This window comes from Citrobacter amalonaticus, from assembly GCF_001559075.2.
GTDB classification, from domain to species: domain Bacteria; phylum Pseudomonadota; class Gammaproteobacteria; order Enterobacterales; family Enterobacteriaceae; genus Citrobacter_A; species Citrobacter_A amalonaticus_F.
Window position 1 is genome coordinate 2,024,404 of sequence record NZ_CP014015.2, and the last position, 21,051, is coordinate 2,045,454.

Annotated in this window: 19 protein-coding genes; 11 read left to right on the top strand and 8 right to left on the bottom strand. The window is 53.0% G+C overall.

The window, feature by feature from the left end; genetic code table 11:
- Positions 1-2 precede the first annotated feature (2 nt).
- On the bottom strand, positions 3-1,916 hold the full coding sequence (gene mtlA, locus AL479_RS09730; protein ID WP_061075928.1) for a PTS mannitol transporter subunit IICBA: 1,914 nt from the start codon (positions 1,914-1,916) through the stop codon (positions 3-5).
- Between the two features lie 532 nt (positions 1,917-2,448).
- Here mtlA and AL479_RS09735 point away from each other — a divergent pair.
- The 7 genes from AL479_RS09735 (at position 2,449) to aldB (ending at position 11,087) form a co-directional block, all read left to right on the top strand.
- A complete protein-coding gene (locus tag AL479_RS09735; protein ID WP_061077957.1) occupies positions 2,449-2,811 on the top strand; it encodes a DUF3302 domain-containing protein in 363 nt (120 codons plus the stop codon).
- A 2-nt stretch (positions 2,812-2,813) separates the two neighbouring features.
- Complete coding sequence (locus AL479_RS09740) at positions 2,814-3,950, top strand: HlyD family secretion protein (protein WP_061075929.1); 1,137 nt, start codon at positions 2,814-2,816, stop codon at positions 3,948-3,950.
- A gap of 72 nt (positions 3,951-4,022) precedes the next feature.
- Positions 4,023-4,631: a glutathione S-transferase gene (locus tag AL479_RS09745; protein ID WP_061075930.1), complete on the top strand. Its 609-nt coding sequence runs from the start codon at positions 4,023-4,025 to the stop codon at positions 4,629-4,631.
- A gap of 98 nt (positions 4,632-4,729) precedes the next feature.
- Positions 4,730-6,121: an L-seryl-tRNA(Sec) selenium transferase gene (gene selA, locus AL479_RS09750; protein ID WP_061075931.1), complete on the top strand. Its 1,392-nt coding sequence runs from the start codon at positions 4,730-4,732 to the stop codon at positions 6,119-6,121.
- Positions 6,118-7,965 (top strand): selenocysteine-specific translation elongation factor, encoded by a 1,848-nt coding sequence (selB, locus tag AL479_RS09755; RefSeq protein WP_061075932.1) that lies wholly within the window; start codon positions 6,118-6,120, stop codon positions 7,963-7,965. Before selA ends, selB begins: the two co-directional genes overlap by 4 nt.
- A gap of 185 nt (positions 7,966-8,150) precedes the next feature.
- Positions 8,151-9,302: an L-threonine dehydrogenase gene (gene yiaY / locus AL479_RS09760; protein ID WP_061075933.1), complete on the top strand. Its 1,152-nt coding sequence runs from the start codon at positions 8,151-8,153 to the stop codon at positions 9,300-9,302.
- A 252-nt stretch (positions 9,303-9,554) separates the two neighbouring features.
- Positions 9,555-11,087 carry an aldehyde dehydrogenase AldB gene (gene aldB, locus AL479_RS09765; protein ID WP_042323250.1) on the top strand — a complete coding sequence of 511 codons (1,533 nt, stop codon included), beginning with the start codon at positions 9,555-9,557 and terminating at the stop codon, positions 11,085-11,087.
- Positions 11,088-11,133: 46 nt separating this feature from the next.
- Here aldB and AL479_RS09770 read toward each other — a convergent pair whose 3' ends face one another.
- Positions 11,134-11,448, bottom strand: coding sequence for a hypothetical protein (locus AL479_RS09770; RefSeq protein WP_061075934.1), 315 nt, complete (start codon positions 11,446-11,448; stop codon positions 11,134-11,136).
- A gap of 189 nt (positions 11,449-11,637) precedes the next feature.
- Between AL479_RS09770 and AL479_RS09775 the strand changes: the two genes are divergently transcribed.
- Positions 11,638-11,964 carry a DUF3302 domain-containing protein gene (locus tag AL479_RS09775; RefSeq protein ID WP_061075935.1) on the top strand — a complete coding sequence of 109 codons (327 nt, stop codon included), beginning with the start codon at positions 11,638-11,640 and terminating at the stop codon, positions 11,962-11,964.
- Between the two features lie 2 nt (positions 11,965-11,966).
- Positions 11,967-13,103 carry an HlyD family secretion protein gene (locus tag AL479_RS09780; protein WP_061075936.1) on the top strand — a complete coding sequence of 379 codons (1,137 nt, stop codon included), beginning with the start codon at positions 11,967-11,969 and terminating at the stop codon, positions 13,101-13,103.
- Here the strand turns inward: AL479_RS09780 and AL479_RS09785 are convergent.
- A complete protein-coding gene (locus tag AL479_RS09785; RefSeq protein ID WP_061075937.1) occupies positions 13,100-14,074 on the bottom strand; it encodes a LysR family transcriptional regulator in 975 nt (324 codons plus the stop codon). The two genes, AL479_RS09780 and AL479_RS09785, sit on opposite strands and share 4 nt — an antisense overlap.
- A 122-nt stretch (positions 14,075-14,196) precedes the next feature.
- Between AL479_RS09785 and AL479_RS09790 the strand changes: the two genes are divergently transcribed.
- A complete protein-coding gene (locus AL479_RS09790) occupies positions 14,197-14,937 on the top strand; it encodes a MipA/OmpV family protein (protein ID WP_061075938.1) in 741 nt (246 codons plus the stop codon).
- A gap of 478 nt (positions 14,938-15,415) precedes the next feature.
- Entirely contained in the window at positions 15,416-15,823 is a 408-nt protein-coding gene (locus AL479_RS09795) for a winged helix-turn-helix domain-containing protein (protein ID WP_225622865.1), read from the top strand.
- A gap of 96 nt (positions 15,824-15,919) precedes the next feature.
- Here AL479_RS09795 and araD read toward each other — a convergent pair whose 3' ends face one another.
- The 5 genes from araD to AL479_RS09820 form a co-directional block, all read right to left on the bottom strand.
- A complete protein-coding gene (gene araD, locus AL479_RS09800) occupies positions 15,920-16,615 on the bottom strand; it encodes an L-ribulose-5-phosphate 4-epimerase (protein ID WP_061075939.1) in 696 nt (231 codons plus the stop codon).
- Entirely contained in the window at positions 16,609-17,469 is an 861-nt protein-coding gene (locus tag AL479_RS09805; protein ID WP_061075940.1) for an L-ribulose-5-phosphate 3-epimerase, read from the bottom strand. Before AL479_RS09805 ends, araD begins: the two co-directional genes overlap by 7 nt.
- The gene (ulaD, locus tag AL479_RS09810; protein WP_061075941.1) at positions 17,462-18,124 is read right to left on the bottom strand and encodes a 3-keto-L-gulonate-6-phosphate decarboxylase UlaD; all 663 of its coding nucleotides are present in this window, start codon (positions 18,122-18,124) and stop codon (positions 17,462-17,464) included. Before ulaD ends, AL479_RS09805 begins: the two co-directional genes overlap by 8 nt.
- Entirely contained in the window at positions 18,121-19,626 is a 1,506-nt protein-coding gene (locus tag AL479_RS09815) for an FGGY-family carbohydrate kinase (RefSeq protein WP_061075942.1), read from the bottom strand. Before AL479_RS09815 ends, ulaD begins: the two co-directional genes overlap by 4 nt.
- Before the next feature lie 79 nt (positions 19,627-19,705).
- A complete protein-coding gene (locus tag AL479_RS09820) occupies positions 19,706-21,028 on the bottom strand; it encodes an MFS transporter (RefSeq protein WP_061075943.1) in 1,323 nt (440 codons plus the stop codon).
- Between the last annotated feature and the right edge of the window lie 23 nt (positions 21,029-21,051).

Below are 21,051 nucleotides of genomic sequence, written 5' to 3' on the forward strand. Positions count from 1 at the left end.
GTTTACTTACGACCCGCCAACAGCGCCAGCACTTCATCCACGCTGGTGGTGTTAGCCAGGCGTTCGATGACGGATTCGTCATCCAGCGCGTTGGTCAGGCTGGTAATCACCTGAATGTGCTCGTTGTTGCGAGCGGCGATACCGATCACCAGACGGGCGATGTCGTCTTCTTCTTCACCGAAGCGAACGCCTTGTGGGTACTGGCAGAACACGACGCCGGTTTTCAGTACGCGGTCTTTCGCTTCAACTGTACCGTGCGGAACGGCGATAGACTCACCCAGATAGGTTGGGGTCAGTTTCTCACGTTCCAGCATCGCATCGACATATTCTGGCTCAACGTAGCCGCCTTTCACCAGCTGCTCACCGGCGAAGCGAATCGCTTCTTCTTTGGTCGTTGCCGTACGTCCGAGGAAGATATTCTCCGCACCCAGTTTGAACAGGTTGTTATCCCCTTCATCAAAGCTGTCTTTCAGGCTGTCGCGGACTTTGACTTCATTATCAGTGTGGCGCTGCGCGGCAACCAGACGCTCGGTCAGGCTGGAGTACAGGCCGCTGTCGAGGAAGTTGGTCAGCGAAATATGCTGCGCCTGCGGTACCTGACGCATCGCACGTTCGGTGAGATCGCGGTGGGTGATGACCAGGTCAACATCCGGTGGCAGGTTGTTAATCGCGCTGTTGGTGACCGAGATCTGGCTCAGACCTGCATCCTGCACTTTCTTACGCAGTACGCCGGCGCCCATTGCGCTGGAACCCATACCGGCATCACAGGCAACGATGATTTTACGCACGTGGCTCAGGTCGTTGGTGACATCGCCAGCAGACAGCGGAGTACCGCCTTTGGATTCTGCTTTCATGTCATGCATACGACGGGTCGCCGCTTCAATGTCATCGTCTTCTTTCACTTTGCTGGTTTTCAGCAGAATGGCAGAGACAACGAAGGAGACCGCCATTGCCGCACAGATTGCTGCGATGTTAGCGAAGTAGGCGCCTTTCGGCGTCATCGCCAGCACAGCCAGGATAGAACCCGGAGACGCCGGAGAAACCAGACCGCCGTTCAGGATAGTCAGCGTAAACACGCCAGTCATACCGCCGAGGATAACGGCGAGGATCAGACGCGGATTCATCAGCACATACGGGAAGTAAATTTCGTGGATACCGCCCAGGAAGTGGATGATTGCCGCACCGCCTGCAGACTGTTTAGCACTACCGCGACCAAAGAACATGTACGCCAGCAGAACACCCATCCCCGGACCCGGGTTGGCTTCAATCAGGAAGAAGATGGATTTACCCAACTCATGGGACTGCTGAATACCCAGAGGTGAGAAGATACCGTGGTTGATGGCGTTGTTCAGGAACAGGATTTTCGCCGGTTCAACGAAGATAGACGCCAGCGGCAGCATGTCATGGACAACCATGAAGTTAACGCCTGCAGCCAACACTTTCGACAGAACTTCAACTGCTGGACCAATGCCGAGGAATGCCAGAATGGCGAGGATCATACCGATGATGCCAGCGGAGAAGTTATTCACCAGCATCTCAAAACCGGATTTGATCTTACCGTCTACCCAACCATCGAAATGTTTGATTGCCCAGCCGCCCAGAGGACCGGCGATCATCGCACCGAGGAACATCGGCATGTCTGCGCCGACGATAACGCCCATGGTAGTGATTGCACCCACCACGCCGCCGCGTTCGCCACCCACCAGTCTACCGCCGGTATAACCGATCAGCAGCGGCAGGAGATAGGTGATCATTGGGCCGACCAGCTTCGCCAGCGTTTCGTTTGGCAACCACCCTGTCGGAATAAATAGTGCGGTGATAATACCCCACGCGATAAACGCGCCGATATTTGGCATCACCATATTGCTGAGGAATCGACCAAAGCTTTGCACCTTGATCTTAATATCGGATGACATAAAAACACCCCTTCTTATGTTTGCTGTCGCGCAGGCTGGAAGCCCGAGGTTTTGTTAATGTAGCGGCAGAGGTAGCCGGACCCTGTAGATATATTGCGAAATCTGGCACTGAATCGTTAAGCTGTCCAGTCAGTGACCTTTAATGTGATTTGTATCACATAAATATAGGGGGTAGGGAGGTGATTGATGTGATGTTAATCACAAAATGACTGTGTAAAAAAACAACAAACCGCCGTTATAAACCATTAATGGCATAAATTTGTGATGCGTCTCACGTTTTATGTTTGCCTGTTTGTTGAATGTTTGTGATCTGAATCACAAGAAATCGTCATCCGGATTTGTCCCGATGTGATCCTGGGCAGATTCCTCTCGTCGTTACATGGCCTGATGTCATTAAGTAACCATCTGGCGCGAAAAATAGTCTTTGGCGTGATGGCGAAAATGCATAACTCCAATTATGTTCAAATCATCAGCCAAATTGCATTCGGCTGCCTGCAATAAAAACTCAAATGGGCGTGAAGTCGAGGCGGATATGTTTCTAAATTATTTCGCGTTGGGTGTGCTGATCTTCGTGTTTCTGGTGATCTTTTACGGCGTGATTGCCATCCATGATATCCCCTATTTAATTGCGAAGAAACGCAACCACCCGCATGCCGATGCTATTCATACCGCAGGCTGGGTGAGCCTGTTTACGCTCCATGTGATCTGGCCGTTTTTGTGGATTTGGGCAACCCTCTACCAACCGGAACGCGGCTGGGGAATGCATAATCACACCACGCCGCCGGGACAAGAGCCCGATCCTGAAATTGCCGCGTTATCCGCGCGTATTACACAACTCGAGAAAAAACTGGCCGAAGTAAAAACGGCTGACAATACGACGTTTCCGGAGATTTAATCATGGATCTGTTGATTGTATTAACCTACGTAGCGCTGGCGTGGGCAGTATTCAAAATATTCCGCATTCCGGTGAATCAATGGACGCTGGCGACGGCGGCATTAGGCGGCGTATTTCTGGTCAGCGGCCTGATCCTGTTAATGAATTATAACCACCCGTATACCTTTACTGCGCAAAAAGCCGTTATTTCTATTCCCATTACGCCGCAGGTTACCGGAATTGTCAGCGAGGTGACGGATAAAAATAACCAACTGATTAAAAAGGGGGAAGTGCTGTTTAAACTCGACCCGGTTCGCTATCAGGCGCGCGTGGACAGGCTACAGGCCGATCTAGTGACCGCAACGCACAATATTCAGACGCTCAAGGCCCAGCTGGCCGAAGCGCAGGCCAATACGACGCGGGTCTCTGCGGAGCGTGATCGGTTGTACAAAGATTATCAGCGTTACCTGAAGGGCAGTCAGGCAAAGGTGAATCCCTTCTCAGAAAGCGATATTGATACGGCACGGCAAAACTATCTGGCGCAGGATGCGCTGGTGAAAGGGTCAGTGGCTGAGCAGGCGCAAATTCAAAGCCAGTTAGACAGCATGGTTAACGGCGAGCAATCGCAAATTGTCAGCCTGCGGGCGCAACTGACAGAGGCCAAATATAATCTTGATCAGACCATTATTCGCGCCCCCAGCAACGGTTATGTCACCCAGGTACTGATCCGACCCGGTACCTACGCTGCTGCGCTGCCGCTGCGTCCGGTGATGGTCTTTATCCCGGAACAAAAACGACAGATTGTCGCCCAGTTCCGGCAGAACTCGCTGCTTCGCCTTGAACCTGGCGACGACGCGGAGGTGGTGTTCAACGCGCTGCCCGGACAGGTTTTTCACGGCAAGTTGACCAGCATATTGCCCGTGGTGCCGGGCGGTTCGTATCAGGCTCAGGGGGCATTACAGTCTCTGACGGTGGTGCCCGGGACCGATGGCGTCCTGGCGACGATTGAACTGGACCCGAATGCCGATGTGGATGCGTTGCCTGACGGCATCTACGCGCAAGTGGCCGTTTATTCCGACCATTTCGCCCATGTTTCGGTTATGCGCAAGGTGTTACTGCGCATGACCAGTTGGATGCATTACCTTTATTTGGATCATTGAGAACGCCGTCACCTGCCTTTTCCCGCCGTGTGCGCCATACTCATTGTTTTGTGTTGGCGAAAAGGACTGATCATGAAACTCATTGGTAGCTACACCAGCCCGTTTGTACGAAAGATTTCGATCCTGCTGCTGGAAAAAGGCATCACGTTCGAATTTGTTAATGAACTGCCCTACAACGCGGAAAACGGCGTGGCGCAGTACAATCCGTTAGGTAAAGTACCGGCGCTGGTGACTGACGATGGCGAGTACTGGTTCGACTCGCCGATTATCGCCGAATACATTGAACTGCTGGATATTGCGCCAGCGATGCTACCGCGTGAATCGAAGGCCTCGCTGAAAGTCCGACAGCTTGAGGCGCTGGCCGATGGGATTATGGACGCCGGTCTGGTGTCAGTGCGCGAACAGGCGCGTCCCGCCGCGCAGCAATCGGAAACCGAACTGTTGCGCCAGCGCGAGAAAATCAACCGCAGTCTGGATGCGCTGGAAGGGTACCTGGTGGATGGGACGATTAAACCTGACACCGTCGATCTGGCGACCATCGCCATTGCCTGCGCGGTGGGCTATCTCAACTTCCGCCGCGTCTCACCGGGCTGGTGCGTGAGCCGACCTCACCTGGTCAAGCTGGTGGAGACATTGTTCCAGCGCGAGAGTTTTGCCCGCACTGAACCCCCAAAGGCTTGATTCATATTCTGTCCGTCCGGGCAATCTCACGTTACAATCCCCTCTATGTCGATATCCCTCTCCGTTGTGGGGAGGGTCACCAGCAGCCAGGCCTTTTCATGACGACCGAAACCCGTTCGCTCTACAGTCAGCTTCCCGCCATTGATCGCTTATTGCGTGAAAGTGAATTTCTTACCCTGCGTGAGACTCACGGGCATACCCGTGTCGTTGATCTGCTTCGTCAACTGCTTGATGAAGCAAGAGAGGTGATACGCGACACGCAGGCGTTGCCAGCGTGGTGTGAAGACTGGGCGCAGGAGGTGAACCTTCGGCTGGAAAAAGAGGCCCAGAGTGCGCTGCGTCCGGTTATTAACCTGACGGGCACGGTGTTGCATACGAATCTAGGGCGCGCCTTACAGGCCGAAGAGGCCGTCGCGGCTGTCGCGCAGGCCATGCGCTCGCCGGTGACGCTGGAGTATGATCTGGACGGTGCGGGGCGTGGGCATCGCGACCGTGCGTTGGCGGAATTGCTGCGCCGTATCACCGGCGCGGAAGATGCCTGTATTGTGAATAACAACGCGGCGGCGGTGCTGCTGATGCTGGCCGCCACCGCTGCCGGTAAAGAGGTTGTGGTATCTCGTGGTGAACTGGTGGAGATTGGCGGCGCGTTTCGTATCCCGGATGTGATGCGTCAGGCTGGGTGTACGCTACATGAAGTGGGAACCACTAACCGGACGCATGCCGATGACTATCGTCAGGCGGTGAATGAAAACACCGGCCTGCTGATGAAGGTGCATACCAGTAATTACAGCATTGAAGGCTTTACCCACTCTGTTGATGAAACGGAACTGGTTCAGATTGGCCAGGCGCTGGATATCCCGGTGGTGGCCGATCTCGGCAGTGGTTCGCTGATTGATTTGAGCCAGTACGGCCTGCCGAAAGAGCCAATGCCGCAGCAGTTGATTGCTGCGGGCGTCAGCCTGGTGAGCTTCTCGGGCGACAAGCTGTTGGGCGGTCCGCAGGCTGGGATCATCGTCGGTAAGAAAGAGATGATTGCACAGTTGCAGCGTCATCCGCTTAAACGTGCGCTGCGGGCGGATAAAATGACCCTTGCCGCGCTGGAAGCGACATTGCGTCTGTATCTCCACCCGGAAGCGCTGGCTGAAAAACTGCCGACCCTACGCCTGTTGACCCGACGCAAAGAGGCGATTCAGTCTCAGGCGGAGCGGCTGCTGGCACCGCTGGCCGCGCACTATGGCGCGGAGTTTGCGGTGAGCGTACAGCCCTGCCTGTCGCAAATCGGCAGTGGCTCTTTGCCGGTTGATCGGCTCCCCAGCGCGGCATTAACCTTTACACCGCACGACGGCCGTGGAAGCCGTCTTGAAGCCCTGGCGACCCGCTGGCGTGAGCTGCCGGTTCCGGTTATCGGCCGGATTTACGAGGGCCGACTGTGGCTGGATTTACGCTGTCTTGAAGATGAGACCCGGTTTATGGAGATGTTGTTGAAATGATTATTGCGACCGCCGGACATGTCGACCACGGGAAAACGACGCTGCTACAGGCCATTACCGGCGTGAATGCCGATCGCCTGCCGGAAGAGAAAAAACGCGGCATGACCATCGACCTGGGCTATGCCTACTGGCCGCAGCCGGACGGGCGCGTGCTGGGCTTTATCGATGTTCCCGGTCACGAGAAGTTTCTCTCAAACATGCTGGCGGGCGTGGGCGGAATCGATCATGCGTTGCTGGTGGTGGCCTGCGACGATGGCGTAATGGCGCAAACGCGCGAACACCTGGCGATTCTGCAATTGACCGGGAATCCAACGCTGACGGTAGCGCTGACCAAAGCTGACCGTGTGGATGAGGCGCGGGTGCAGGAGGTTCAACAGCAGGTGGAGGATGTCCTGCGCGAGTATGGCTTTTCGCAGGCGACGCTATTTGTGACGGCCGCGAATGAAGGCCGCGGGATTGAGGTGTTACGCGAACATTTGCAGCAACTGCCCGCCCGCGAACATGCCAGGAATCAGACGTTCCGACTGGCTATCGACCGTGCCTTTACCGTAAAAGGCGCCGGGCTGGTAGTGACCGGCACCGCGCTGAGCGGTGAAGTGAACGTTGGGGATACGCTGTGGCTGACCGGCGTGAACGCATCAGTGCGCGTGCGCGGACTTCACGCGCAAAACCAGGCGAGTGAGTATGCTCATGCCGGGCAGCGCATCGCGCTGAATATCGTCGGCGATGCTGAAAAAGAGCAGCTTAACCGGGGTGACTGGCTGCTTTCAGACGCCCCGCCTGAGCCGTTCACGCGGGTGATTGTCGCGCTGGAAAGCCATGTTCCGCTTACGCAGTGGCAGCCGCTACATATTCACCATGCGGCGAGTCATGTGACCGGGCGGGTATCGCTGCTGGAAGATAACCTGGCGGAACTGGTGTTTGATACGCCCCTGCTGCTGGCCGATAACGACCGTCTGGTGCTGCGGGATATCTCCGCGCGCGCGACGCTTGCCGGGGCGCGGGTGGTTGCACTTAATCCGCCACGTCGCGGTAAACGTAAACCAGAGTATCTGCAATGGCTGGCGTCGCTGGCGGCGGCGAAAGATGACGGTGCCGCGCTGGCTGTGCACCTGCAACGCGGGGCGGTCAATCTGCCCGACTTTGCGTGGGCGCGCCAGTTAAATGGCGACGGTATGCGTTCGCTCATTCACCAGCATGGATTTATTCAGGCAGGTTACAGCCTGCTGAATGCGGAAGTTGCCGCGCGCTGGCAGCGCAAAATTCTCGACACGCTGGCGACTTACCATGAACAGCATCGCGATGAGCCAGGTCCGGGACGCGAACGCCTGCGCCGTATGGCGCTGCCGATGGAAGATGAAGCGCTGGTGCTGTTGTTGATTGAACAAATGCGTGACAGCGGCGATATTCACAGCCACCATGGCTGGTTGCATCTGCCGGATCACAAGGCCGGATTTACTGACGAACAGCAGGCTACCTGGCTTAAGGCCGCGCCGTTATTTGGTGACGAGCCCTGGTGGGTCCGCGATCTTGCTCGTGAAACCGCGACCGAGGAGCAGACCATGCGTCTGGTGTTGCGGCAGGCCGCGCAGCAAGGGATGATTACGGCGATCGTAAAAGATCGTTACTACCGTAACGATCGCATTGTGGCTTTCGCCAGCATGATCCGCGAACTGGATCAGGAAAAAGGCTCAACCTGCGCTGCGGATTTTCGCGATCGGTTAGGCGTAGGGCGAAAGCTGGCGATTCAGATTCTGGAATATTTTGACCGGATTGGTTTTACGCGTCGCCGTGGAAACGATCATTTGTTACGTGATGCGTTATTATTTCCGGCAAAGGAATAGTACAATTTATTTAAAATAAAAATGAATTGATACAATAAATAGTTTGAAACGAAAAGAGCCCATTAATTTGTAGCCTAATGTGCTCTTTTATTTTTTCATTAAATAAATGACCACTGCGATCATATTTTCTCCTGTGATTCGTTCGTATGCTGCAACCCCTTCTGAAACTATTAAGGATTGAGCATATGGCTGCTTCAACATTTTATATTCCCTCTGTGAATATAATAGGGGCTGATTCATTAAAAGATGCAATGAATGCTATGGCGGAATATGGCTTTCGTCGGACGTTAATTGTCACGGACAGTGTGCTGACGAAATTAGGCATGGCGGGTGATATTCAAAAAGCATTGCAGGAACAGGATATTTTCAGCGTTATATTTGATGGCACGCATCCTAATCCGACGACGATAAATGTCGCTGACGGCCTGAAAATCCTGAAAGATAATGACTGTGACAGCGTTATTTCACTGGGCGGCGGTTCTCCACATGACTGTGCCAAAGGGATTGCGCTGGTGGCCGCGAATGGGGGAGATATTCGCGATTATGAAGGCGTTGATCGCTCGGCAAAACCGCAGTTGCCGATGATTGCGATTAACACCACGGCAGGGACGGCGTCTGAAATGACGCGCTTCTGCATCATCACTGACGTCGATCGTCACATCAAAATGGCGATTGTGGATAAACACGTCACGCCGCTGCTTTCGGTGAATGACTCTTCACTGATGATCGGCATGCCAAAATCGCTGACGGCGGCGACCGGCATGGATGCGCTGACCCATGCGATTGAAGCCTATGTCTCTGTGGCCGCCACGCCGATCACCGATGCCTGCGCGCTGAAAGCCGTAACCATGATTTCTGACAATCTGAGCATCGCCGTGGAATCAGGCGGCAATGTGCATGCGCGTGAAGCGATGGCTTATGCGCAGTTCCTGGCGGGGATGGCCTTCAATAACGCGTCATTAGGCTATGTCCACGCGATGGCGCACCAGTTAGGCGGTTTCTATGACCTGCCGCACGGCGTGTGTAATGCCGTCCTGCTGCCGCACGTTCAGGTGTTCAACAGCCAGGTGGTCGCAGCGCGTCTGCGTGACTGCGCGGCAGCAATGGGCGTGCATATCGCGGGGATGACCGACGCCGAAGGTGCCGAAGCCTGTATCAATGCTATCCGCACCCTGGCGCGGCAGGTGAATATCCCGGCGGGCCTGCGCGATCTGGGCGTGAAAGAAGAAGATATTCCGGTGCTGGCGGCCAATGCATTGAAAGATGCCTGCGGTCTGACCAACCCAATCCAGGCCACGCACGACGAGATTATGGCAATCTATCGCGCGGCGATGTAATTCGTTTACCTGACACTCTGGCTTGCCGATCGGACGGGATTTGCAGGCCAGATAATATCCTCCGATAAGCTGATCACGTCACCCCACCGCCACGGCGTAATCGACAACAAACCACACATCAACACCGAGATGTTTCACTCCTTGAAATAGCCATACAGATAACGTGACCGTAGTCGTAAAGCTGTTACACCCTGGCGAGAAAATCGCCAGCGCAGACTACCCTTGTTATACCCCTGGAACAAGGAGACGATCATGACTAATAATCCCCCCCGTATTCAGCCCGGCGAGTATGGTTTTCCCCTGAAGTTAAAGGCCCGTTACGATAACTTTATCGGTGGCGACTGGGTTGCCCCGAGTGACGGCGAGTATTACCAGAACCTGACGCCCGTCACCGGGCAACTGTTATGCGAAGTGGCTTCTTCCGGTAAAAGGGACATTGACCTGGCGCTCGACGCGGCCCACAAGGTGAAAGATCAGTGGGCACATACTTCTGTTCAGGATCGGGCAGCGATTCTGTTCAAGATTGCCGACCGTATGGAACAGAACCTCGAACTGCTGGCGACGGCAGAAACCTGGGATAACGGTAAGCCGATCCGTGAAACCAGCGCGGCGGATGTCCCGTTGGCAATCGACCATTTCCGCTATTTCGCCTCCTGTATTCGCGCCCAGGAGGGCGGGATCAGTGAAGTGGATAGCGACACCGTGGCTTATCACTTCCACGAACCGCTCGGCGTGGTCGGACAAATTATCCCGTGGAACTTCCCTTTATTGATGGCGAGCTGGAAAATGGCGCCCGCGCTGGCGGCAGGAAACTGCGTAGTGCTTAAACCTGCGCGCCTGACGCCGCTGTCCGTTTTACTGCTGATGGAAGTGATTGGCGATCTCCTCCCGCCTGGCGTGGTGAACGTAGTGAACGGCGCGGGTGGTGAGATTGGCGAGTATCTGGCAACCTCGAAGCGCATTGCCAAAGTGGCATTCACCGGCTCGACGGAAGTCGGGCAGCAGATCATGCAATACGCCACGCAGAATATCATCCCGGTCACTCTGGAGCTGGGCGGGAAATCACCGAACATTTTCTTCGCCGACGTGATGGACGAAGAGGATGCCTTTTTCGATAAGGCGCTGGAAGGTTTTGCGCTCTTTGCCTTTAACCAGGGCGAGGTGTGTACTTGTCCGAGTCGCGCGCTGGTGCAGGAATCCATCTACGAACGCTTTATGGAGCGCGCCATTCGCCGGGTAGAAAGTATCCGCAGCGGGAACCCGCTGGACAGCGTGACACAAATGGGGGCGCAGGTCTCTCATGGGCAGATGGAAACTATCCTGAATTACATTGATATCGGTAAGAAAGAAGGGGCGGATGTCCTGACCGGCGGACGGCGTAAGCAGCTTGAAGGTGAACTGAAAGACGGCTATTACCTCGAGCCGACCATCCTGTTTGGTAAGAATAATATGCGCGTGTTCCAGGAGGAGATCTTTGGCCCGGTACTGGCGGTGACTACGTTCAAAACAATGGACGAGGCGCTGGAGCTAGCCAACGACACCCAGTACGGTCTCGGAGCGGGCGTCTGGAGTCGTAACGGTAACCTGGCGTATAAAATGGGACGCGGTATTCAGGCAGGACGCGTGTGGACCAACTGCTACCATGCTTACCCGGCTCATGCGGCCTTTGGCGGCTACAAGCAGTCGGGGATCGGCCGAGAAACTCACAAGATGATGCTGGAGCACTATCAGCAGACAAAATGTTTACTGGTGAGCTACTCCGATAAACCGCTGGGACTCTTTTAACTGACCGCGTTATGCCCGATGGCGCTTTGCTTATCGGGCATAACGATTAATCCATCACCTTAACCTGTAACGGACGGAAACGGCTGTAGACCCACAGTCCCAGGCAAGCAATCGACCCGATGAAAACGGTGAACAGTACGGTGATAAACACACCGCTGAACAGTGCGGCAGGAATCGCCAGTACACCATGCACGGGTTGATCGTTCCATTTCACCAGGTCGAAGCCGAAGAGACTCAAAACGCCACAAATAAAACTGAAAGATATCATTGGGATACCAAGGCCAATAAGTAATAAACGGTAAATAGTGGCCGCTTTGATGCGCTTAAGGCTGACGGTGGATGAGGTTTCCGCGTTGTTCATTTTTGTTCCCTTGTATTGATGTTAAAACATAATAAACTGCGACGTGCATAAAAAACAACATACTAAAAAACGTACTGTATATAAAAAAACATATGTCGATATATAAATATGAGAATTGCAGGACATCTGGTCATTCCACTATCATTCTTAAACTCTTTTTTCTTTTTGATTTTATTCTCTGGGGGGAATATGTTTCTCGATTATTTTGCGCTTGGAGTGCTGGTTTTTGTATTCCTCGTCATTTTCTACGGGATTATTATTTTACATGATATTCCCTATTTAATTGCGAAAAAACGCAATCATCCTCATGCCGATGCTATTCATGTCGCGGGGTGGGTGAGTTTGTTTACATTACATGTTATCTGGCCTTTCTTGTGGATTTGGGCCACGCTCTATCGTCCGGAACGCGGGTGGGGAATGCAAAATCCAGAACCTGGCGTTATACAACTCCAGGAGCGCATTGCCGGGCTGGAAAAACAACTGGCTGACCTGAAATCCTCCTCTGGTGAGTATTAATTATGGATTTACTGATTATCCTGACCTATGTGGCTTTCGCATGGGCGATTTTTAAGATCTTTAAAATTCCCGTTAATAAATGGACGATACCGACGGCGGCGCTGGGCGGCATATTTATTGTCAGCAGTTTAATTTTATTAATGAATTACAACCACCCCTATACGTTTAAAGCGCAAAAAGCGGTGGTGTCTATTCCTGTTGTTCCGCAGGTCACCGGTGTAGTAATTGAAGTGACGGATAAGAAAAATACGCTGATTAAAAAAGGTGAAGTGCTGTTCCGGCTTGATCCCACGCGCTATCAGGCCAGGGTGGATCGTTTGCTGGCGGATATTGTGACGGCGCAATATAAGCAGCATGCGCTGGGCGCCGAACTGGATGAAATGGCCGCTAATACGCAGCAGGCAAAAGCCACGCGAGACAAGTTCGCGAAAGAGTATCAGCGCTATGCGCAAGGGAGCCAGGCGAAGGTGAATCCGTTCTCTGAGCGCGACATTGACGTCGCACGGCAGAACTACCTGGCGCAAGAGGCTTCGGTGAAATCGTCAGCGGCGGAGCAACAGCAGATTCAAAGTCAGTTAGACAGTCTGGTGTTGGGCGAGCACTCGCAAATTGCCAGTCTGAAAGCGCAATTGGCCGAAGCGGAATATAACCTTGAGCAGACTGTTGTTCGCGCGCCGAGCGATGGCTATGTAACCCAGGTGCTGATTCGTCCGGGAACCTATGCAGCCTCGTTGCCTATGCGCCCGGTGATGGTATTTATTCCTGCTCAGAAGCGGCAAATTGTTGCGCAATTCCGCCAGAACTCGTTACTGCGACTGGAACCCGGCGATGAAGCGGAAGTGGTATTCAATGCCCTGCCAGGCAAGGTATTCAGCGGTAAGTTGGCTGCCATCAGTCCGGCGGTACCTGGCGGGACGTACCAGTCTACCGGGACGTTACAGTCGTTGAATACGGTACCGGGGTCGGAAGGTGTTATTGCCACGATCGAGTTGAACGATCATGCTGATTTAAGTGCCTTACCGGATGGGATCTATGCGCAGGTGGCTGTCTACTCTGACCATTTCAGCCATGTCTCAGTCATGCGTAAGGTATTGTTACGCATGACCAGTTGGGTACATTACCTCTATCTCGATCATTAATTATCGTTGACTGAGGGTTGCTCAGGACGCAGCAGTTGCGTCCGGGCAAGCTGGTTGCGGATTTCACGTAGCATTTCATCCAGTACATACTGAACTCGCCAGGGCTGGTACTCCCGCTTGCGGAAGATCGCGACCAGGTCCAGCCACCACTCGTGCTGTTCCGAAAAGCAAGGGACCAGCGTCCCGGCCTTCAGATCGTTTTGCACGCTTTCGTTTGGCGCAAACACAATACCCAGATGGTTACGCGCCAGTTCCAGCGCCGACTGGGTATTGTCACAAACGTAATTCCCCGTCACGCGATAATCCCGCATTTCTTTACTGCCGGCGCTGTTGAAGCGCCAGATGTTGGCGTCGTCGATCATCATGGAATCGATCAGAATGCAGGAGTGATGCTCAAGGTCTTCAGGTCGACGTAGTGGGTGCTTTTCAAGGTAAGTTGGGCTGGCAAAGGCCGTCACTGCGTATTTGGTAATAAAACTGGCAACCAGCGATTCATCTTTCGGGTGGGCATAGGTGATTAACACGTCACAGTCGTCAGGAAACTCGACGCCTTCATAAAAGGCTTTTGGCTCAAGGTTGCAGGTTTTCAGCGACAAAGAGATGTCGCCAATATCTTTAATTCTGGCGATAACCTGTTTCGATAAGTAAGCGATGATGCCTGTCGGCGCGTACACCGTTACTCGCCCTCGCTTTTCGTGTTTATAATCAGCAATGAAATGATTTAGCTGCGCGTTTCGGTCGAGCATATCATTAATGTAGGGCAGAAGCGCCGCGCCAAAAGGGGTCAGCGTCAGTTGCCGGGTCGTCCGGTCAAAAACTTTAAGGCCGACTTTTGATTCAAAATCAGCAAGATATTTGCTGACGTTGGCCTGGGCGATGCCGAGAACAGTCGCAGCATGACTGATGTTTTCACTGGCGGCAATGACCGAGATGATCTTTAATTCCCGATACTTGAGTTGTAATTTATTCATCGCAGCAGCTCAATATATATAAGTTTTTATATATTACTATATAAATATGAGCCTTGCACCGAAGAATTTGTAAGCATTATTATTCCGACGCTTTGTGGCTTATTTTAAATGGAATGTCGGGCATGTTAATTAAACGCAATATAGTGGCACTATTTTCTTTCTCCTTTATCGCCAGCGCATCTGCTTCGGAATTATCCATCGGTGCGGGTGCGATATATAATGAATCTCCTTATCGCGGGTATAATGAAAATACCCATGCTATTCCTCTCATTAGTTATGAAGGCGAGTCATTCTATGTCCGGCAGACCACGCTGGGCTACATTTTGTCTAAAAGTGAACAAAATGAATTTAGCCTGACCGCTTCCTGGATGCCGTTGGAATTTGATCCTTCCGATAACGACGACCATGCCATGAAAAAGCTCGACAAGCGTGATAGTACGATGATGGCGGGCGCGGCATGGTATCACCATGAGAATTGGGGCAGCGTGAAAGTTTCAGCGGCCGCTGATGTTCTGGATAACAACAATGGCTGGATGGGGGAATTGTCACTGTTCCGTAAAATTCCTGTCGGCCAGCTTGCTCTGATCCCGTCCGTTGGCGTGCTCTACTACGATGAAAATTTCAACGATTACTATTACGGTGTGTCAGGAAGTGAATCCCGCCGCAGCGGCCTGGACCGCTATTCCGCACAGGACTGTTGGGTTCCTTACGTCAGCCTGACCGCAAAATATCCCGTCACTGACAACATTGTTCTGACGGCGAGCGCGGCTTATAGCGTGCTGCCGGATGAAATCAAAGACAGCCCGATGATCGACCGTGATGACAGCTTCACGTTTATGTCAGGCGTGAGCTGGCGCTTCTAAAGGTATGAGAAGAATTGCCGGACAGCGGCCATTGTCCCGGCCTGGGATTGTTCAATCCACAGGTCTGCCGCCGTTCGGCATATTTCTACCGCTATTCTGGTAAGAGAACTACACTGTAATGATAATTGTCCCGGAACGGCCTGTTGCCGGGAGTCACTTTCCCTCTCCATGACGCATTATTGATCCATGCAGCATATTAAGCTGTAATTTGTGATAAATATGCCCGTTTAACTTGCGTTGTCGAATATTCATACTGAAATAGAGTAACGCTCTGATAATTTGTTTTTAGAGATTATTTAACAGCGCCTGGATTTATCCTTTAGGTATTCAGTCTGCACTTTGCTTGCGGCGAGATTAAAATGAACGCTTCAGGTATCTATTGAAATTAACTCTATTTTTTTTAAACTTGCGTAAGACAATATCTACAAGGACTTACACATGTTTAGCTATCGATAGTTCAGTAAAACGTGAGTATGTAATGATGGAATACCAGTTACATGGATTTATGATAGGTCGGGAAATATTTTTTGACATCAATGAGTCGAGAATTTTCAGGCTTCCGGTAAATAAAATGGACAGTGTAATTGCATTTGGTGGCGTATTTTTTAACCGCACGATGCTACGCTTGTTTGTTTATCTTTTACTGAACGCCAGGACCCATTATGTTTCAAAAGATGAGTTACTCGTCAACGTCTGGGAAAAAAATGAATTAAGTGCTTCCACACAGCGTTTGTCTACGATGGTTAAAAATCTCAACAACAAATTATATTTGCTGGGATTACCTCAGCATTCCATCGTTAGCGTAAAAGGAAGCGGGTACATACTGGCACTGGATAATATTCAACCGCTCTACAGTGTGGTCGATGAGGCAGATTATCAAATATAGGTATCACTCAATCGGGTGCCAGCTTATTCCGCAGCGTGATGTCGCCTGCGGATTATTCCCCCTGGACGTCAACGCCCAGGGTTTTTTTTATGCGTTTTATTGCCCGTAATAGGCGTTTGCACCGTGCTTGCGTAGATAGTGTTTATCGAGCAATTCCGTTTGCATATCCGGCAACTGTGGTGCCAGTTGGCGTGAAAAGAGGCCCATGTAAGCGCACTCCTCAAGCACCACGGCGTTATGGACAGCATCGGCGGCGTCTTTACCCCAGGCGAATGGACCGTGTGAATGTACTAAGACCGCCGGGATCTGCATGGGATCCAACTCCCGCGCTTCAAAGGTTTTAATGATCACTTCGCCAGTTTGATATTCGTATTCACCGTCAATTTCCTCGCGGGTCATCAGACGGGTACACGGAATCGAGCCATAGAAATAGTCGGCATGGGTCGTCCCCCAGGCAGGTAGATCGAGCCCCGCCTGTGACCAGATTGTCGCATGGCGGGAATGGGTGTGTACGATCCCGCCGATCCCAGGATAGCGGCGATAAAGCGCCAGATGCGTTGGCGTATCAGATGACGGCTTTTTGTTACCTTCAACAACCTTACCGCTGGTTATCTCCACCACCACCATATCGTTAGCAGTCATCACCTCGTATTCGACACCGGAAGGTTTGATCACCATATACTTGTGTGTTTCATCTGTTGCACTGACGTTGCCCCAGGTAAACGTCACCAACTGGTGTGCCGGAAGTGCAAGATTGGCCGTCAGTACCTCTGCCTTCAGTTGTTCTAACATGTGAATCCTCCTTCCTGCATACGCGCCTCTATCCAGCGTCGCGCCTGAATAATTTCCAGCACCGGTTCTTTCGCTTTTTCCGTCCACATTTCAATCAGAAATGAACCGCGATAATTCAGTTCATGCAGCGTTCTGAAGATGCCGACAAAATCCACACAACCCTCGCCAAAGGGAACATCGCGGAACTGACCGGGACTTTCTGCGGTGACTGGTTGGGTATCTTTCAGATGGATGGCGGCGATGCGGTCAATCCCCAGTTTTAGTTCCGCAGTGACATCGTTACCCCAGGCACTCAGGTTGCCTACATCCGGGTAGACGGTGAACCACGGAGAGGCGAGCAGTTCGTCCCACTTTTTCCATTTACTGATGGAGTTCATAAACGTGGTGTCCATGATTTCCACCGACAGCATGACCTGTGCCGCCGCGGCTTGTTCTACTGCCCACGCTAGCCCTTCGGCAAATCGTTGGCGGGTACCTTCATCGTGTTCTTCGTAATAGACGTCGTAACCGGCCAGTTGAATCGTACGGATACCTAAATCGCGTGCCAGTCGAATCGCTTTGGTCATGATGTCCCGTGCCCGTTCACGCACGGATTCATCCCGACTGCCAAAAGGGAAACGGCGATGCGCAGACAGACACATTGACGGGATGTTTACGCCGGCTTCCAGCATGGCGGTCACCAGAGAGGCTCGTTGAGCAGGGCTCCAGTCCAGACGTGACAAACGTTCATCCGTCTCGTCAATGGACATCTCGACAAAGTCAAAACCACAGCTTTTCGCCAGCACCAGTCGTTCCGGCCAACTGAGATCCTTCGCCAGTGCTTTTTCATAGATCCCTAACGGATGATTACGCATATGTTCTTCCCCAGATGGTGTTGATTTGCGCGTGAAATTCAGCGGCGACGAGTGTCGGTTGGACGGCACCCGCTAGCGCACGTCCGGCAATAAATGCTTTCACGTGAATATCGCGGAACAGTGCCAAATCAGCTGGAGTGATGCCGCCGGTAATCGACAGTTCAAGGCCGATATCAGAAAGTGCTTTCATCCGTGCCAGATCGGCTTCACTCCACTGTTGTCCACTAGCCTGGGCATCACGTCCGCGATGATAAATCGCCTGACGTACTCCGGTGCGATACCAGGCGCGGGCGTCATCCAGCGTCCAGTTACCAAACAATTCCATCTGAATTTCACCACCGTAGGTTTGTGCGACGGCGTGACCTTTCTCTACCGTGGCAATTGGTGCGGCGCAGATAATGGTCATCCAGTTAGCTCCTGCTGAAAATGCCTGTTGCGCCAGTGTTTCGCCGGCATCAGCGACCTTCCAGTCGGCGACGATGATTTTATTTGGACACTGGGCACGTAAGGCTTTTACCGCGTGAAGCCCTTCGGTTAAGCAGAGGAGGGTCCCGGCTTCAACAATATCGACGTGATCCTGTAGCAAAGCGACATCGCGAATTGCCGCTTCCAGATGGGTGTGGTCGAGCGCCAGTTGCAGTAACGGTCTGCTCATAGTGCATGCTCCTTAATACGGGCGTGATAACCCTGTAGTGCGTCAATCAGATTCTGGTAATGGCGATATTTGCGCTGGTAGTCCGCGTGCGCGGCTAAATCGGGTTGCAGCGTGCGCACGGGATGCTGTAATGCGCGCTGTGCCTCGCGAAAATTCGGGTAAACGCCCGTGCCGACGCGGGCGGCGAGCGCCGCACCAAAGCATCCGGTTTCCTCCACCTGCGGTAATTCGATACGCAGGCCGCTAATGTCCGCCAGCATCTGCATCCAGATGTCGGAGTGTGCCGGGCCTCCCGTTACGCGCAGGGCATGAACATCAGTAAAACGTTCGCGCATGCGATTGAGGTGAGTCATATGACTGAAGATCACACCTTCATAGACGGCCTGCAGGAGATGGGCTCGAGTGTGCAGCGCCTGAAGGCCGTAAAAACCGCAGGTCATCTCCAGACCGGCATTGCTGCCATAGAGAAATGGCAGGAAAAAGAGGTCGTTCCCCGCTTTCGGTAAACCGGCGACAGCCCGATTGATCTCGTCAAAAGAGAGTTCTCCCCACTGGGCGGTAAACCATTCGAGGTTGCCAGAAGAGGTTGGGCTGGCTTCGTGGACGATGTACTGCTCATTATTGACGTAACGTCCGTAAACGTAAGGATGGGCCTCATGGTCGCGCAGGCCGTTGGCGATTCCACTGGTGACGGCCCAGGTGCCCATAACCGCATTGAGGGTATGTTCATCTTCGATACCGGCGCAGAGAGCGGTGGAAACCACGTCAAACAGACCGCCAACGACGGGCGTACCCGCCGCCAGACCGGTTATGGCAGCTGCCTGAGCCGTGATTTCCCCGCATATTTCGGCTGAACCCACAATGGGGGGCAGCGCATGGTCGATTTCACTGATCCCCTGCCACTGGGTGAGCCGCGGATCGTACTGCCCGCTGGCCATATTGTAGAGATTGGACTCGGATATGTTGCTCTCTTCACACCCTTTCACACCGGTTAAACACCAGCGCAGATAGTCATGCCCCATCATTACGCAGCCAATTTGTGCGTAGCGTTGGGGTTCATGCTCTTTCATCCAGCGCAGTAGAGAAGCCGGATGTCCGGTCCACAGCGCCTGGCGGGTCAACGGATAAAGTGTTTCCGGGATCCCATCCTGCTGCCAGCGACGCACCACATCCATAGCGCGACGATCAGAGGACAGAATAGCCTTACCCAGAGGTTTCTCTTGTTTATCAAGAAGAAACAGTCCTTTACCCTGTGCGGAAATACCGACGCCATTGATTTGCTCACCGGACATGCCTGTATGGTGCAATAGCCCGGCAATGGTCGTTGCACACTGTTCCCAGAGCAGGTGCATGTCGCGTTCGGCGTAGCCGGGTTTCGGTGAGACGGTTTGCAGTGATTGTCGGTTAATTCCACGCTCATGGCCTTTGGCGTCGTATAAACCTACCTTGAGGTAGGTACCACCACAGTCAATACCCAGCCAGAAGGTCTCTTTCTTGCTCATCTTTTAGATCTCATTCTTGCCGGATAGCGATGTGCTTATCCGGTCTACGACTGATTCTGCTTGTCGCTCAGGGCAGGCTTCAGGCAGCGTGTTTACGCGGATTCATCGTCTTTACCGGCGGTGTTGCGCCTGCATCACATTTCGCGGGCAGCAGCAGTGCCATCAGTGCTGCGAGCGCGAGGGAGATTGCCAGGCAATAAACCCCCGCATCTTTGCTGTACAGGGTGATCAGTACACCCACCGCGTAGGGACCACAGAAACCACCGAGGTTACCGAGTGCATTGATGACGCCGCGAGCGCCGCCTGCCATTTCGGCACTGAACAGACGTGCAGGGATGGTCCAGAACACACCCGCCGCTGATTGCAGGAAGAATCCGCAGCCAACCAGTGCGGCATAGGCCAGCCAGATATGGTTCTTCAACGTAACCGAAAGGAACATACACAGGGCGAAGCCTATCAAAGGCAGGCAGACAAACAGTTTGCGTTTGCCGGTACGGTCTGAGAGGGAAGAGAACAGGAACATCCCGGCTATCGCTCCGACATACGGCAGAATGGCAAGCATTCCGACCTGGCCCATGCTGCTGTGGGTGAGTTCTTTAAGAATGGTAGGGAGCCACAGGGTGTAACCGTAAATCCCGGTCTGATAAAAGAAGTTCAGTGCGATAAGTTGCCACATGGTTTTGTCAGAAAGCACCGCGCCGAGAGAGGCATTTTTCACCTCGGTTCCGGCAATGGCTTTTTGTTCTGCGGCCAGCGTGTCGACCAGATAATTCTTTTCAGCGTCGGAGATCCAGCGCGCTTCCTGTGGACGGTCATAAACGGTGTAGGCCCACAGCACCAGAACCACCACAGAGAGCAGACCTTCAATAATAAACAGCCAGCGCCAGTCGAGGATCGTGATTATCCAGCCAGAGAGCGGGGCGGTGATTATCCCGGCGATCGGCACAAACATGATCACGATAGCATTGGCGCGACCACGCTCCGCGTCAGGGAACCAGTTGCTGATCATCGTAAGAACCACGGGAAGCATGCCACCTTCCGCCACCCCGAGTAAGAAACGCAGAACCAGCAGTTGATACTGATTGGTAATTAAACCCGTCAGGACAGAAATAACCGCCCAGGCGACCAGCGACCAACCGATAAACTTCTTACCGCTGCCGTGAACGGCGATCTTGCCGCCGGGAACTTGCAAAAAAAGATAACCGATAAAGAAAATACCGCCAGCCAGTCCTGCCATGGTGGCGGAAATACCTAATTCGGCATCCATTCCCCCGGGCATTGCAAACGCGATATTGACGCGGTCCATATAAGAGATAATACAGGCGATAAGAATCGGGGGAATAATTCGCAACCAGCGCTGACGTGGTATCTCTTTTAGTGTAGGGCAAGAGGTTATGTTCATTTTAATATTCTCGTAGGGTCAGT